10 protein-coding genes are annotated in these 15,326 nt (G+C 67.8%); 7 read left to right on the top strand and 3 right to left on the bottom strand.

Features of this window, described 5'->3' with window-relative positions; genetic code table 11:
* Positions 1–26: 26 nt before the first annotated feature.
* The 3 genes from SM191_RS06435 to SM191_RS06425 form a co-directional block, all read right to left on the bottom strand.
* Complete coding sequence (locus tag SM191_RS06435) at positions 27–2,936, bottom strand: TonB-dependent receptor (RefSeq protein WP_341505447.1); 2,910 nt, start codon at positions 2,934–2,936, stop codon at positions 27–29.
* A gap of 297 nt (positions 2,937–3,233) precedes the next feature.
* Complete coding sequence (locus tag SM191_RS06430) at positions 3,234–4,274, bottom strand: glycoside hydrolase family 43 protein (RefSeq protein WP_341505446.1); 1,041 nt, start codon at positions 4,272–4,274, stop codon at positions 3,234–3,236.
* The gene (locus SM191_RS06425; protein WP_341505445.1) at positions 4,271–5,287 is read right to left on the bottom strand and encodes an arabinan endo-1,5-alpha-L-arabinosidase; all 1,017 of its coding nucleotides are present in this window, start codon (positions 5,285–5,287) and stop codon (positions 4,271–4,273) included. Before SM191_RS06425 ends, SM191_RS06430 begins: the two co-directional genes overlap by 4 nt.
* Before the next feature lie 201 nt (positions 5,288–5,488).
* Here SM191_RS06425 and SM191_RS06420 point away from each other — a divergent pair, with 201 nt between their 5' ends.
* The 7 genes from SM191_RS06420 to cobA all read left to right on the top strand — a co-directional run bounded on the left by SM191_RS06420 (position 5,489) and on the right by cobA (position 15,175).
* Entirely contained in the window at positions 5,489–6,070 is a 582-nt protein-coding gene (locus SM191_RS06420) for an ANTAR domain-containing response regulator (protein WP_341505444.1), read from the top strand.
* Positions 6,067–7,278, top strand: coding sequence for a CmpA/NrtA family ABC transporter substrate-binding protein (locus SM191_RS06415; protein WP_341505443.1), 1,212 nt, complete (start codon positions 6,067–6,069; stop codon positions 7,276–7,278). The genes SM191_RS06420 and SM191_RS06415 overlap by 4 nt, the downstream gene beginning before the upstream one ends.
* 275 nt (positions 7,279–7,553) lie before the next feature.
* Positions 7,554–8,810, top strand: coding sequence for a nitrate/nitrite transporter (locus SM191_RS06410; RefSeq protein WP_341505442.1), 1,257 nt, complete (start codon positions 7,554–7,556; stop codon positions 8,808–8,810).
* 28 nt (positions 8,811–8,838) lie between these two features.
* Positions 8,839–11,334, top strand: a complete 2,496-nt coding sequence (nirB, locus tag SM191_RS06405; protein WP_341505441.1) for a nitrite reductase large subunit NirB — start codon at positions 8,839–8,841, stop codon at positions 11,332–11,334.
* Entirely contained in the window at positions 11,331–11,669 is a 339-nt protein-coding gene (nirD, locus tag SM191_RS06400; protein ID WP_341505440.1) for a nitrite reductase small subunit NirD, read from the top strand. Before nirB ends, nirD begins: the two co-directional genes overlap by 4 nt.
* Before the next feature lie 121 nt (positions 11,670–11,790).
* A complete protein-coding gene (locus SM191_RS06395; protein WP_341505439.1) occupies positions 11,791–14,391 on the top strand; it encodes a molybdopterin-dependent oxidoreductase in 2,601 nt (866 codons plus the stop codon).
* Positions 14,384–15,175 (top strand): uroporphyrinogen-III C-methyltransferase, encoded by a 792-nt coding sequence (gene cobA, locus SM191_RS06390; protein ID WP_445949823.1) that lies wholly within the window; start codon positions 14,384–14,386, stop codon positions 15,173–15,175. The genes SM191_RS06395 and cobA overlap by 8 nt, the downstream gene beginning before the upstream one ends.
* Positions 15,176–15,326 lie beyond the last annotated feature (151 nt).

The following is a 15,326-nucleotide window of genomic DNA, read 5'->3' as shown; positions in this document are numbered from 1 at the left end:
GTTTTTCGTAGCTGGAAAGGGCATGGTCAGAAGCGGAAGCGCACGCCCAGGCCGTAGTAACGCCCCTCGTCGCGCACATCGCGCGGGTAGGACAGGCCGTTGCCATAGCTGCGATAATTGTTGAACGGCTTGGCCAGCAGGTTGGCGGCGTCGAAGGCGATGGTGATCTCCTTCGTCAGGTTATAGTTGAAGCCGAAGTCGAGCCGCTGGATGCGGGTCGTGCCCTCGCCATTGTAGAAGCCGTCGCCGTTGATGAAGTTGCCGTTCAGGAACGCATCGCGATTGTTGAACGACAGGCGGGTCGACACATCACCCTTCTCATAGAAAAGCGCGACATTGTACGTCCATTTCGACAGCCCGGTGATCGGCACGAAGGGCGGCTCGGTCGTACCGCCGGTCGCGGCGAACAGATTGGCCGGATAACGCTGCTTGCCTTCCAGATAGGTGACGTTCGCCTGCACGCCGAAGCCGCTCCACAGGCCCGGCAGGAAGTCGAAGAAGGTCTGGCCGCCGACTTCCACGCCCTTGATCCGCCCCTTGCCCGCATTTTCCGGCCGGTTGATTTCGATCAGGCCGTAGAAGGGGTCGATGGTGCGGTTGACGTAATTGCTGATGAAGCCGTCGAGATCGCGGTAGAACACGGCGGCGGTCAGCGACGCGGTCGGCGAGAAATAATATTCGACCGTCGCGTCATAGTTGCTCGAGGTCAGCGGACGCAGGTCCGGATTGCCGCCGCTGCCATAGGCGTTGGGCCGCGTGTTCAGGCCCGCCGGGAAGCGCGGGTCGAGCGGCTGGTTCGGGATGACCGCCTGGGTATTCTGCTCGATGTTCAGCGCCGGGTTCAGCTGGCCGAATTCGGGCTTGGTCCGCGTCTTGGTGAAGCCGAAGCGGATCTGCAGCTTGTCGTCGGGCCGGATGCGCAGCGAGACGTTGGGCAGGATGTCGACATAATTGGCGCGGGTGGTGCGCACCTCGCTGCGACGAACGCCGTCGAACAGCACCGTCGAGATACCGCTATACTCGCCCACCGTGTTTACCACGCGGGTACCGAGCATACCGTCGAACCGGACCGAGCCGATGTTGAACTCATATTTGGCCTGCCCGTAAAAGGCATAGGTCTGTTCGGTTGCGTAGAAGGCCGCCAGCGGGTCGAGCTGGACCGTGGGCGAGGCGAAACGGTTCAGCGCGTCGCGATACCCCTGGTCGGCCGGATTGCCCGCCACCAGCCGCTGGAGCGCATCGAAGGCGTATTGGCGAAGCTGCGGCGCATTGCCCGCGATACCGTCGCGCGACGGCATCAGCCAGCTGGTGAAGCCCTGATTGCCGCGGAACGCATTCTGGGTCAGCCCCAGCTGGCCCGCCGGCACGTCGGCCAGCGGGATCGCAAGCGGCTCGGTATAGGCATAGCGGTTGCCGCGCTTCAGCGACGCATCGCGATCGGTCCAGCGGACGCCCATCTGCAGCCTGGGGAACAGCGACAGGTCGGTCTCCAGATCGACGTCGGTGCGCCACTGCCACCCCTTGCCCTGCACGCGGTAGGTCGCTTCGTAATAGCCGCGCCAGATGTAATTGGCGGGGTTGGTATTGTCGAAGCCGGGCAGATCGAACGACACGCCGTTGTCGACGAAGAAATTGACGTTGGCGACCGGCGCCCTGGAAAAGGCCGTGTCGAAGCTCCACTCGTCCGAGCCATATTCCGAATTGGTATAGGCCAGATCGGTCGACAGATGCGCGCGACCCACGTCCCATTTGGCGCCGCCCGCCGCCTGATAGGTGTTGGTATAGCCCTTGGCGGTGCTGCGATACGCCTCGGGGCGATAGCCGCCGGTCTTGGTCAGGCTCTGGACCTGAAGCGGCTGGCCGGGACGAAGCACGACGTCGCTCAGCGTCGGGTTGTTGTCGAGCAGCGGCACGCGGAACCAGTCGTTCGCGATCTCGCCGCGATAACCCTGGTAGAGGAAGTCGTAATAGAGCTCGAGATTGTGCGCCGGGCGCCATTGGACGCTGGCGTTGACCGCCGGGCGCCAGCGCTTGCCGCTGTCGTTATAGACGCCGACCGCGGTCGGGATCTGGAAATTGCGACCGACCGAGCTCGGCAGCACCGTCGTCCCCGCCGTCGGCGAGTTGGTGTTACCCTCGCCCCAGCGCACCGCATTGCGATACTGCGCCTGGGTATAGGAGGCGTTGAGGAGCCAGCCGATCTCGCCGATCGCGGTGTCGGCGCGCTGGCTGATCAGCAGGTTGCCCAGCGGGTCGAACTTCTTCGACTGGTCGTTATAGGTGCCGCGAATGCCGCCCGCGATGGTGAACCCCTTCTCGAAGTCGAAGGGGCGACGCGACCGCACGTTGATGAGGCCCGCCAGGCCCGGCTCCAGCAGGTCGGCGGTCCCGGACTTGTAGACCTCCAGGCCCGCCAGCGCGCCCGCCGGGAAATCCTGGAGCGCGACGCGGCGCCCCTCGGCGGTGAAGATGTCGCGCCCGTTGAAGGTCGTCGTCACGTCGGGCAGGCCACGGACCAGCACCTGGTTCACTTCATCGCTATAGCGACTGACCTGAATGCCGGTGACCCGCGCCAGCGACTCCGCCGCCGTATTGTCGGGCAACTTGCCGATATCCTGGGCGACGATCGCGTCCAGGATCGCGTCGGAATTGCGCTTGATCGCCTGCGCCGAGCCCAGGCTGGCGCGGTAGCCGGTGACGACGATGTCGCGCGGGTCGACCGCTTGCTCGTCCAGTCCCGTGGTCGAGGCCTGGACCGGGCTGCGATCCGGAACCTCTTGAACATCCTGCTGGATTCCGACCTGTGTCTGCGCTTCGATCGGTGCGTTGGGATCGGCGGTCTGCGCCTTCTGGCCGGGCGCGGCGGTCTGCGCCATGGCGGGTGCGGCCAACAGCGCCCATGGCGCAACCGACAGCAGCAGGACGTGATGCTTCATCGAATCTCCCCTCATACGGTCCGAACTTTCGGTACCGGTCGAAGCGATTTGTCTGACTATCGGACGCTCCGGTCAAGCTGGAGATGATGAAATAATGATAGACAATTCAGGTCGTGGATTTTGAGCAACACCAAGGCTTCAGCAGGCGCCGCCATGTTAGCGCAAACATCGGCAAAATAACGTTTCTTGTCCGTCTTCTAGGCCGCCCGGTGCATAGAATTTGCGACGCTATCTCTTGTCGGTCTTATAAACCGCGCGCAAACAGGATGCGGGGGCCGGAGCCCCCACATCCTTGCCTCAGATCAAGACGGGGCCGTTCGCGACCGGTCGTCCGAAATCGGGGGTGCCGTCGGCGCGATAGCCGAATCGCTGGACCCGCGTGTCGCGATTGGGGTCGTAGAGCGGATCGCCGGTGATCGCCTCGTAATCCCGGGCATGATAAACCAGCACGTCCTTGCCCGCCCGATCGACGGTGAAGCTGTTATGCCCGGGGCCATAGATGCGCCGCGCGGCATCGGTACGGAAGACCGGCTCGGGCGACTTGGTCCAGGCGGCGGGATCCATCAGATCGGCGTCGTCGCGCGCGGTCAGCATCCCCATGCAATAGCGCGCATCGGTCGCGCTGGCCGAATAGGTCATGAAGATGCGGCCGTTGCGGATCAGCGGTGCGGGCCCCTCCGCGACCTTGAACCCCTGTACCTCCCATGGCAGCGTCGGCACGGTCAGCCGCGCGGGCCGCGCCGCCAGCGTGGTCGGAGTGGCCAGCGGCGCCAGATACAGGTTGGAGTTGGTGTCGATCCCCGGCTCCTTCTGCGCCCAGGCCAGATAGCGGGTGCCGCGATGGACGAAAATCGTGGAATCGAGCGTGAACGTGTCCCACGGCGTTTCCAACTGCCCCAGCAAAGACCATTTCCCCGTCATCGGATCGGGGCCGTCGCATTGCAGGACATAGGTGCGGATGTGGAAGACGTCGCCGCCATCCCCCGCCGCGACATAGACATACCAGCGGCCATCGATCTGATGGATTTCGGGGGCCCAGATATGCCCCGCCATCCTGCCCGATGCGGGCCGCCGCCACAGCACCGTCTCCGGCGCGGTCGCCAGGCCGCCGATGGTCTTGGCCCGCCGCAGCACCACCCGGTCATATTCGGGAACCGAGGCCATGAAGGTATAGAGGCCGTCCGCCTGAAGCGCGATCTGCGCATCGGCACGCTGCCGGATCAGCGGGTTCGTCACCCGCTCCGTGCCAGGGGCCGTCGCCCGACCCAGGGCCGGAACGGCGGCCAGCGCCGCGCCGCCGGCCACCAGTGCACGGCGGGTCAATTCGAACTCGGTCATGGCGTCTCCTTTTCAACCACGGGCCAACCGCCCGCATCCCAGCGCAGCCGGGCGATCCGCAGCGTCGAGGCCCCCTTGGCCTCGGCATCATAGGCATGATGGATGAGGTAATCGCGCCGGTCGCGATCGTGCAGCACGCCCGCATGGCCGGGCCCGCGAAACCGGTCGCGCCCTTGCGCATCGGCCCGCAACAACACGGTCCCGCCGCCCTCGCGCATCGCCCGGCCATTGCGGTCCAGATAGGGCCCCTCGATCGATCGCGCCCGACCGACGCGCAGATGATAGCTGCTCTTCGCTCCCCGACAGCACAGGTCGAACGAGACGATCAGCCAGTACCAGCCGCCATGATCGACGATGAAGGGCGCCTCGATCGCGTTGCCGCCGCCATCGCCCTCCCCCGCCGCGCGGGCGGCGATCGTCATCGGGCGGGCGTCGGGTGAGGGCTTGCCGGTGCGCGGGTCGAGCCGGATCAACTGTACCCCGCCCCAGAAGCTGCCGAATGCCAGCCACTCGCCGCCCCGCCGATCGCGCGCGAAGGCCGGGTCGATCGCGTTGTAACCGTCGCCCTCGCGCGAGGCGATCACCAGCCCCTCGTCACGCCAGCCATAGTCGGCGCGCGCCGGATCGAGCGTCGTCGCGGTCGCCAGACCGATGACCGAGCGTTGCTTGCCGAAGGTCGAGACCGAGTAATAGAGCCGATAGCGCCCCCCGACCCGCGCTATGTCGGGGGCCCACATCTCCCGCGCGCCCGGCACCGCCGCAAGCGCCCAGCCGGGGATGGCGGGCAGCGGCGAGGCCAGCGGCGTCCAGGATCGCAGATCGCGCGACATGCGCGCCACCAGCGGGCCCCTCCCGCGCTGTCCGGTCGAGTAGGAGTAATAGACATCGCCTTCGCGGATCAGGACGGGGTCGTGCGCGGGCACGATATCGCCGGACAATGGCCAACCTATCGCAGCAGAGTGCAGCGCCTGTCCGCTCACCACCAGCGCGCCGGTCAGAAGCATCACGCGCATGGCGCGCAAGCTCCTTGATCGGCCCAAATGGCGCATGATCGGAAATCTCCCCTGTCCAGATAATCTATCTTATTGAGAACGTATTCGTTCGATCCAGTCACGCGTGATTATAGTCCGACATATGCCAAGGCAAGCGGCTTCGACAGGGATTGGGCGCCTTCGCCTCTTGTCGATCGGAAGCCGACGCGGCATCAAGCCGCCATGCGGATCGCGATCATCGATACCAGCAGCACGCGTGCCGCGATCATCTCCGATGGCTTGCGCGAGGCGGGGCTCACCGATCTCGTGGTGATCGACCCCGCCGGGCCGCTGGCCGCGCAGGTGGAGCGCGCCGCGCCCGAGGTCGTGCTGATCAACCTGGAAAATCCCAGCCGCGACGTGCTGGAGGATTTCTTCGCCATGTCGCGCGCGCTCGACCGGCCCATCGCGATGTTCGTCGACCAGTCGGAGCCTGAGTCGACCATGGCCGCCGTCGATGCGGGCGTGTCCGCCTATGTCGTTGACGGCCTTGCCAAGCAGCGGATCAAGCCGATCCTCGATCTGGCGGTGCGGCGCTTCCAGGCCTTTTCCCGGCTCCAGACCGAATTGGCCGAGGCGAAGACCGCGCTGGCCGACCGGCAGGTGATCGACCGGGCCAAGGCGATCCTGATGCGGCGACGTGGGCTGGACGAGCCCGCCGCCTATGCGCTGCTCCGCAGCCACGCGATGACCAGCAACCGCCGCATCGCCGACGTGGCCGAGGCGATCGTGACCAGCGAGCAGTTGATGGGAGATTTGCCATGAGCCTCGACCCGTTCCGCATCGGCTTCCTGCCGCTGGTCGACGCCGCCCTGCCCATCCTGGCGCACGAACTGGGCTTTGCCGAGGCGGAGGGGATCGCCATCGAGCTGGTCCGCGACGTGACCTGGGCGGCGGTGCGCGACCGGCTGCTCTATGGCCATACCGATGCCGCGCATCTGGTGGCGCCGCTCGCCATATCGACCGCGCTCGGTCGGGATCGCCCAGCGGTGCCGATGGCGGTGCCCTTCGTGCTGGGGCTGAACGGCAATGCCCTCACCTTCTCGACCGCGCTGGGCGAGGCGGTCGGCCTGGGCGAGACTTTGGGCGATCCGGTCGCCATCGGCGCGGCACTGAAGGCAGTGGCGGAGCGGCGGCGGGACGCGGGCAAGCCGCTGCGCTTCGGGGTGGTGCATCGCCATTCCAGCCACAATTACATGCTCCGCTACTGGCTGGCGGGCGTCGGCATCCGCCCGGACACGGATGTCGCGATCATCGTCACCAGCCCCCCCTTCGCCGCCGACGCTCTGGCCGCCGGAGAGGTGGACGGAATCTGTGTTGGCGAGCCGTGGAACTCCATCGCGGTCGATCGCGGCGTCGGCCGCATCGCGCTGGCGACCGCGCAGATCTGGCGGCGGGGCGTCGAAAAGGTGCTGGCGATGCGCGCCGACCGGGCGGAGGAGCGACGCGACGGCGTGCTGCGGCTGATCCGGGCGCTCCATGCGGCGGCGGCGCATTTCGTCGATCCCGAGACGGTCGAACAGAGCGCAGCCATACTGTCGCGCCCGCACTATCTGAACGCGCCGGTCGATGCGATCCTGCGCGCGATCACCGACCGCATCCGCGTGGTGCCGGGTGGCGAGCCGGTCCATTATCCCGATTTCATGTTCCAGTATCGCGAGGCGGCAAACTTCCCGTGGCGCAGCCAAGCCGCCTGGCTTTATGCCCAGATGGTGCGGTGGGAGGGGCTGCCCTTCTCGCCCGAGGATGCCGCGACCGCGCAAGACGTGTTCCGACCCGACCTCTACCGCGCCGCGCTGGCCGGATCGGGCGCGCCTTTGCCGGGGGCGAGCTCCAAGCTGGAGGGCGCGCTGGTCGAGCCGATCGGGGCGGGATCGACGCAAGGGCGGCTGGTGCTGGGGAGCGATCCCTTCTTTGACGGGCGAGCGTTCGATCCCGATGATATCCCAGGGTATCTGGCGGGACTGCCTTAAGTCCTCCCCGGTACGGGGAGGATTGATATTGCTGCATTTGCGAAAGCCTCTTGCGCCGCACCCGCGAATCAGGCAATTTTCGATTCGCCCGGCAATGGCGTCGGGCACGAGATAGCAGCGCAGGCCGCTCCAACGACGGGGTAGCGCGCTGGCGGAAATGGGGCGACCCCATTGTCCGTTTGGAGGCAACGAAGCCGCCAGGATGCGACCCGCAAGGGCACCGCGTCCTGGCGGTTTTTTTTCGTTTTGGGCCCTGGGCCCGTGGGGACGGCACTATGGCGACGGCATTCTGGAACGACACCGAAAAGACAAAGCCCGATAGCGGGGCCGATGACGGCGGCTTCTGGTCGAGCGGCCATACGCCGACCCTGATCGCGGCGTTCCTGTATTTCGACCTGGCCTTCATGGTCTGGGTGCTGCTCGGCCCCCTCGCCCCGCAGATCGCGACCAGCCTGGGGCTGACCCCGGCGCAAAAGGGCGTGATGGTCGCGGTGCCGACGCTGGCGGGCGCGATCCTGCGCGTGGTCAACGGCCTGCTGGTCGACCGGATCGGGCCGAAGCGCGCGGGAGCGATCAGCCAGATCATCGTGATCGCCGGGCTGTTTTCCGCCTGGGCGCTGGGCGTGACCAGCTTCGGCGGCACGCTCGCGCTGGGCGTGGTGCTGGGCTTTGCGGGCGCGAGTTTCGCCATCGCCCTGCCGCTCGCCAGCCGCTGGTATCCGCCCGAGCATCAGGGCAAGGCGATGGGCCTGGCGGGCATGGGCAATTCGGGCACCGTGCTCGCCGCCCTGTTCGCGCCTGCGCTCGCCAAGCTGTTCGGTTGGAACGCGGTGCTGGGCCTCGCTTGCCTGCCGCTGAGCCTGGTGTTCGTTGCCTATATGATCATGGCCAAGGACGCACCGGGCGCACCGCCGCCGCGCCGTCTGGTCGAGTATCTCGCGCCGCTGAAACAGGCCGATGCCTGGTGGCTGATGGGCTTCTATGCCGTCACCTTTGGCGGGTTCGTGGGGCTCGCCGCCAGCCTGCCCATCTATTTCACCGACCGTTTCGGCCTGACCCCGGTGCAGGCAGGTTACGCCACGGCGGCCTGTGTCTTCGCCGGGTCGCTGGTGCGGCCGATGGGCGGGGCGCTGGCCGATGCGATCGGGGGCGTGAAGGCGCTGATGGCCGTCTTCGCCGCCGCCGCCGTCACGCTGACGGGCGTGGCGATGGTCGACGGCTTTGCCGCCTCGCTCGCGCTGTTCGTCCTCTCCATGCTGGCGCTGGGCGTCGGCAACGGATCGGTGTTCCAGCTGGTGCCGCAGCGCTTCGCCGCCGAGATCGGCGTGATGACCGGGCTGGTCGGCATGGCGGGCGGGATCGGCGGCTTCTACCTCGCCTCTTCGCTGGGCATCGCCAAGCAGTGGACGGGCAGCTTTTCGGGCGGCTTCCTGATCTTCGCCGCGCTTGCGCTGGTGGCGCTGGTGGGCCTGTCGCTGGTCAAGACCCGCTGGCGCCGCAGCTGGGGCGCGGCCGAGGGCGTGCGGATCTGATGCTTTTCCTCTTCCACGGATCGAACCGATGAAACACGAAGTCCTGAGCGCCGCCAAGGCCGACACCCGCGAGCACTTGATCGTCGTCGGCAACGGCATGGCCGGTTGCCGCGCGGTCGAGGAATTGCTGGCGCGCGATCCCGGCCGCTATCGCATCACCATCTTCGGTGCCGAACCGCTGGTGAACTATAACCGGATCATGCTGTCGCCGGTGCTGGCGGGGGAGAAGACGTTCGACGAGATCGTCATCAACGGGCTGGACTGGTATGCCGACAACGGCATCACCCTGGTCAGCGGCGATCCGGTGACCGCGATCGACCGCGTGGACCGCACCGTCACCGCCAAGAGCGGCATGGTGCTGGACTATGACCGGCTGCTGATCGCGACCGGTTCCGACCCGTTCATCATCCCGGTGCCCGGCCACGACCTGCCCGGCGTCATCAGCTTCCGCGACATGAAGGATGTCGAGCATATGCTCGCCGCCGCCGAAGCCGCCCGATCAAGGGGGGGCGGCAGCGCGGTGGTGATCGGCGGCGGTCTGCTCGGGCTGGAGGCGGCGCATGGCCTGAGCTTGCGCGGCATGAAGGTGACGGTCCTCCACCTGATGCCGACGCTGATGGAGCGGCAGTTGGACGAGGCGGCGGGCTGGCTGCTCAAACAGGCGCTGGAGGCGCGCGGCCAGACCGTGCTGTGCGGCGCGGACACCGCCGAAATCGTCGGCGACGGCAGGGTGGAGGCGATCAGGCTGAAGGACGGGCGCGAGATCGCCGCCGACCTGGTGGTGATGGCGGTCGGCATCCGCCCCTCGGTCGCGCTCGCCCGTGCCGCCGGGCTGGACGTGGGACGCGGGATCAAGGTGGACGACCATATGGTCACCTCCGACCCGCGCATCCTGGCGGTCGGTGAGTGCGTCGAGCATGACGGGCAGGTGTACGGCCTGGTCGCGCCGCTCTGGGACATGTGCCGCAGCCTTGCCGATGCGCTGGCAGGCAGCCCCAGCGGCTATCGCCCCACCGCCACCGCGACCAAGCTGAAGGTCGCCGGGCTGGACGTCTTCTCGGCGGGTGATTTCGGTGGCGGCGACGGCGCGGAGGACATCGTGCTGCGCGACGCGAGCCGCGGCATCTACAAGCGCGTCGTGGTCAGGGACGACCGGATCGTCGGCGCGGTGCTGTACGGCGATACCGCCGACGGGAACTGGTATTTCGACCTGCTGAAGAAGGGCGAGAACGTCGGCGACATTCGCGACGCGCTGATCTTCGGCCAGGCCTTCGCCTCGGGAGGGGGGCAGGCGGACCCTAAGGCGGCCGTTGCGGCGCTCTCCGACACGGCGGAGATTTGCGGCTGCAACGGCGTCACCAAGGGGCAGGTCGTGTCGTGCATCGCCAAGGGCGCGCACAGCCTGGATGCGGTGCGTGCCACCTGCAAGGCATCGGCGAGCTGCGGCTCGTGCACCGGGCTGGTCGAGACGCTGCTCGCGCTGACGCTGGGCGACGAGGTCGAGGCGGGGCCGAAGACCATGTGCAAATGCACCAGCTTCGGCCATGACGATGTCCGCCGCGAGATCGTCGCGCAGGACATGCGCTCCATCCCGGAGGTCATGCAGAAGCTGCACTGGTCGACCCCCGACGGCTGTTCGTCCTGCCGCCCCGCGCTCAATTATTATCTGCTCTGTGCGCTGCCCGGCGAATATGTCGACGACCAGCAGAGCCGCTTCGTCAACGAGCGGATGCACGCCAACATCCAGAAGGACGGCACCTATTCGGTGGTCCCGCGCATGTGGGGCGGCATCACCAGCCCCAGGGAACTGCGCGCGATCGCCGATGTGGTGGAGAAGTTCAACGCGCCGATGGTCAAGGTGACCGGCGGCCAGCGGCTCGACATCTTCGGCATCCGGAAGGAGGATCTGCCCGCCGTCTGGGCCGATCTGAACGCGGCGGGCATGGTCAGCGGCCATGCCTATGGCAAGAGTTTGCGGACAGTGAAGACGTGCGTCGGTTCCGAATGGTGCCGTTTCGGCACGCAGGATTCGACTGGCCTCGGCGTCAAGCTGGAACGGGCGACCTGGGGCAGTTGGATGCCGCACAAGTTCAAGATCGCGGTGTCGGGCTGCCCGCGCAACTGCGCCGAGGCGACGATCAAGGATTTCGGCGTGGTCTGCGTCGATTCCGGCTATGAACTCCATGTCGGCGGCAATGGCGGGATCAAGGTCCGCGCCACCGACCTGCTCTGCAAGGTCGCGACCGAGGAAGAGGCGATGGAGATGTGCGCCGCCTTCATCCAGCTTTACCGCGAGGAGGCGCGCTATCTGGAGCGTACCGCGCCGTGGATCGAGCGCGTCGGGCTGGCGTACATCCAGTCGCGCCTTCTGCCCGATGCCGAGGAGCGCGCGGACCTCGCTCGCCGCTTCTTCCACTCGCAGCAATTTTCGCAGGAAGACCCCTGGGCCGAGCGCGTCGCCGGGGCCGAACGCGAAATCCATGCGCCGATGGCGCGCTTCCAGCCGGTTGGAGAGATGGCATGATTGGCGAGTGGCTCGATATCGGCTGGGTCGAAGAAATCCCCCTGCGCGGTGCCCGCACGGTGCAGGTCGAGGGCGGCGACGACATCGCCGTCTTCCGTACCGGCGAGAACAGCATCTTCGCGCTGCTCGACCGCTGCCCGCACAAGCATGGCCGCCTCAGCCAGGGCATCGTCCATGGCGGTGCGGTGGCGTGCCCGCTGCACAATTGGCGCATTTCGCTCAGCACCGGCGAGGCGCTGGGCGAGGACAAGGGGTGTACACCGACCGTGCCGGTGAAGATCAGCGGCGGCCGCGTGCTGATCTGCCGCGCCTCGACGCTGAAGGCGGCGGCGTGAGGAGCAACCGACTTTTGCCCCTCCCCTTCAGGGGAGGGGTCGGGGGTGGGGCCTCGCCACAAGCGTCGTGCCTGCCGAACCGCCCCACCCCAACCCCTCCCCTAAAGAGGAGGGGCGACGCATGACGGAGATCCGCACCACCTGCGCCTATTGCGGCGTCGGCTGCGGCATCCGCGCGACCGTCACCGGCGATCGGCAGGTCAGGATCGAGGGCGATCCCGACCACCCCGCCAATCGCGGCAGGCTCTGTTCCAAGGGCACCCATCTGGGCGAGACGGTCGGGCTGGAGGGCCGCCTGCTCCACCCGATGATCGGCAAGCGCCGCGCGTCGTGGGACAAGGCGCTCGACCTCGTGGCCAAGCGCTTCCGCGACACCATCGCGCAGCACGGCCCGGACAGCGTCGCCTTCTACGTCTCGGGCCAGTTGCTCACCGAAGACTATTACGTCGCTAACAAGCTGATGAAGGGGTTCATCGGCTCCGCGAACATCGACACCAATTCGCGCCTCTGCATGTCGAGCGCGGTCGCGGGCCATACCCGCGCGTTCGGCGAGGACATCGTCCCGGCCTCCTACGAGGATATCGACGCCGCCGACCTGATCGTGCTGGTCGGCAGCAACACCGCCTGGTGCCACCCGATCGTCTATCAGCGCATCCGTGCGCGCTGCGACGCGGGCGCGAAGCTGGTGGTGATCGACCCGCGCCGTACCGAGACGGCGGAACAGGCCGACCTCCACCTCGCGATCCGGCCGGGCAGCGACGTGGCGCTGATGAACGGCGCGCTCGCCTGGGCGCGGACGGCGGGGGTGGTGGACGAAGATTTCCTCAGCGCCTCACTCGCCGTGCCCGAAGATTTCTGGACCGTGCTGGACGAAGGCAGCGATCTCTGGTCCGTCGCGAAGACCTGCGACGTCGCCCCCGCCGACCTGCGCCGCTTCTACGAATGGTTCGCCGCCACCCCGCGCACCGTCACGCTATTCAGCCAGGGCATCAACCAGTCGACCGCCGGCACCGATCAGGTCAACGCGATCCTCAACCTGCACCTCGCGACGGGGCGGATCGGCAAGCCGGGCGCGGCCCCCTTCTCGATCACCGGCCAGCCCAATGCGATGGGCGGGCGCGAGGTCGGCGGGCTCGCCTCGACGCTGGCCGCGCATATGGACTTCGCGCCCGAAAACCGCGCGCGGGTGCAGCGTTTCTGGGCCTCCCCCGGCATCGCGTCCAAGCCGGGGCTGAAGGCGGTCGACCTGTTCCGCGAACTGGGCCAGGGCCGGATCAAGGCGCTGTGGATCATGGCGACCAACCCCGCCGTGTCGATGCCCGATGCCGGGTCGGTCCGCGACGCGCTGGCCGCCTGCCCCTTCGTCGTGGTCAGCGACGTGATCGCCGAGACCGACAGTTCCACCTATGCGCATGTCCGCCTGCCCGCCGCCGCCTGGGGCGAGAAGGACGGCACCGTCACCAACAGCGACCGCACGATCAGCCGCCAGCGTGCGTTCCTTCCCCTGCCCGGCGAGGCCAGGCCCGACTGGTGGATCGTCAAGGAGGTCGGTCGCCGCATGGGCTGGAAGACCGCCTTTTCCTATGACCGCCCCGCCGAGATCTGGCGCGAGCATTGCCGCCTGTCCGCCTATGAGAATGACGGCACCCGCCTGTTCGCGCTGCCCGGCCGGTCGAGCGGCGGCCATGCCGAATATGACGCGATGGCGCCGTTCCGCTGGGGCGGCACGCCCTTCGCCGATGGCCGTTTCCCGACGCCGGACGGTCGCGCCCGCCTGATCCCCGTGACGCAAAAGCCGCTGCCCGAGCCGCTTCGCGATTGGCCGATGACGCTGAACACCGGCCGCTACCGCGATCATTGGCATACGATGACCCGCACCGGCCTGGCCCCCAAGCTGGCGCGCCACCGCGAGGAGCCTCTGGTCGAGGTCCACCCGGACGATGCCGCACGGCTGGCGCTGAACGATGGCGGCCTGGCCCGCGTCGCGACGCCGCAGGGGGAGAGCCTCTACCGCGTGTCGGTCAGCGCCGGACAACGGCCGGGCGAGCTGTTCGTGCCGATCCATTGGACGGACCGGACCGCGAAGGGCGGGCGCACCGGCCTGCTCCCGCGCCCGCTGACCGATCCCTATTCGGGCCAGCCCGGCTTCAAGCGCACCCCCGCCAGCATCGCCGCCGTCGCAACCCGCTGGCGTGGCTTCGTCATCCTGACCGGCGAGGCGGTGGCGACGCCGGACTGCCTCTGGGCGACGCGGGTCGCCATTCCCCGCGGGTGGCTGTGGGAGGTCGCGGGCGACGACAATCCGGCCGTGCTGGAAACCCTGCTCCCCAAGGGCCAGCGGATCGAGGCGACCGACCCCGCGCGCGGATCGCACCGCGTGGCGGTGATCGCCGACGATCGCCTCGCCGCCGTGCTGTTCCTGACCGAGCGGGGCGAACTGCCCAGCCGCGACTGGCTGATCGCGCAACTGAGCGCAGGCGAAATCGCCCCCACCATCCTCGCCGGACGCGCATCCGGCGCGACGGCCGATCGGGGCGCGATCGTCTGTGCCTGTTTCGACATCGGAGTCCGCACGATCGTCTCCGCCATCCGCGACCAGCAACTCGCCGACGTCGCCGCGATCGGCGCGGCGCTGGGTGCGGGCACCAATTGCGGATCGTGCCGCCCCGCCCTCGCCCGCCTGCTCGCCGAAACCCAGGAGCCCGCCCATGCGCATGGATGATTTTCCCGCCGGTTCGGTCTGGCTGGTCGGGGCAGGCCCCGGCGACCCTGAGCTCCTGACCCGCAAGGCCGAGCGGCTGATCGCCGCCGCCGACATCGTCTTCTACGACGCGCTGGTCGGGCCGGAGATATTGGCGCTCGTCCCCGACACGGCCGAACTGTCCAGCGTCGGCAAACGCTCGGGCCGCCACTCCAAGGACCAGGGCACGATCGACAACCTGATCGTCGCCGCCGCGCTGTCGGGAAAGCGAGTCGTCCGACTGAAGGGCGGCGACCCGTCGATCTTCGGCCGCTCGACCGAAGAGATCGACGCCTGCCGCGCCGCCGGGATCGCGGTCCAGGTCTGCCCTGGTATCACGGCGGCGAGCGCGGCGGCGGCCTCGGGCACTATCTCGCTGACCCTGCGCGGCCTGTCGCGCCGCCTGACCCTGGTCACCGCGCATTTGCGGGAGGGCGAGCCACTGTCGCTCGACTGGCAGGCCCTCGCTGCCCCCGATGCGACGCTGGCCGTCTATATGGGACGCGCCGCCGCGCCGGAGATCGCACGCCAGCTGATCGCGGCGGGCATGCCGCCCGAAACGTCGGTGATGATCGCGGTGAACGTCTCGCTACCGACCGAAAGGCTGATCACCGGTCGCCTCGACGCGCTGGGCTTCCTGACGCGCACCATCGGCGACAAAGACCCCGCCCTGCTCCTGATCGGCGAAGCGACTGGCGCGCGCCGGGCGGGCGGCGGTCTTCACTCGGGCCAATGCTCGACCTTGACAGCCCCGGACGTTCGTTAGCTTCCACGTCGCCCAGGACCACTTGCGGCGGATATTCATCCATCCCCCGATGAGTCATTCAGGCCCCGCCCCCTTCAAGGTGGCGAGGCCTGCAATGTCATTCCTTTATTCGGGCGCCGCCACCGACGACGCCCAATTCCCGCCTCACCTC

The sequence above is a fragment of the Sphingomonas sp. 2378 genome, from assembly GCF_038084995.1.
Taxonomy (GTDB): domain Bacteria; phylum Pseudomonadota; class Alphaproteobacteria; order Sphingomonadales; family Sphingomonadaceae; genus Sphingomonas.
The sequence above is the reverse complement of the archived record's forward strand: the minus strand, read 5'-3'. Positions and strand labels throughout refer to the sequence as shown.

What these genes read in the sequence shown, in the direction of transcription:
- SM191_RS06415 (WP_341505443.1), top strand. Translation starts at nt 6,067, where the DNA reads ATGAGCCTCGACCCGTTCCGCATCGGCTTCCTGCCGCTGGTCGACGCC.
- SM191_RS06425 (WP_341505445.1), bottom strand. Translation starts at nt 5,287, where the DNA reads ATGCGCGTGATGCTTCTGACCGGCGCGCTGGTGGTGAGCGGACAGGCG.
- SM191_RS06420 (WP_341505444.1), top strand. Translation starts at nt 5,489, where the DNA reads ATGCGGATCGCGATCATCGATACCAGCAGCACGCGTGCCGCGATCATC.
- nirB (WP_341505441.1), top strand. Translation starts at nt 8,839, where the DNA reads ATGAAACACGAAGTCCTGAGCGCCGCCAAGGCCGACACCCGCGAGCAC.
- SM191_RS06430 (WP_341505446.1), bottom strand. Translation starts at nt 4,274, where the DNA reads ATGACCGAGTTCGAATTGACCCGCCGTGCACTGGTGGCCGGCGGCGCG.
- SM191_RS06395 (WP_341505439.1), top strand. Translation starts at nt 11,791, where the DNA reads ATGACGGAGATCCGCACCACCTGCGCCTATTGCGGCGTCGGCTGCGGC.
- SM191_RS06435 (WP_341505447.1), bottom strand. Translation starts at nt 2,936, where the DNA reads ATGAAGCATCACGTCCTGCTGCTGTCGGTTGCGCCATGGGCGCTGTTG.
- nirD (WP_341505440.1), top strand. Translation starts at nt 11,331, where the DNA reads ATGATTGGCGAGTGGCTCGATATCGGCTGGGTCGAAGAAATCCCCCTG.
- cobA (WP_445949823.1), top strand. Translation starts at nt 14,384, where the DNA reads ATGGATGATTTTCCCGCCGGTTCGGTCTGGCTGGTCGGGGCAGGCCCC.
- SM191_RS06410 (WP_341505442.1), top strand. Translation starts at nt 7,554, where the DNA reads ATGGCGACGGCATTCTGGAACGACACCGAAAAGACAAAGCCCGATAGC.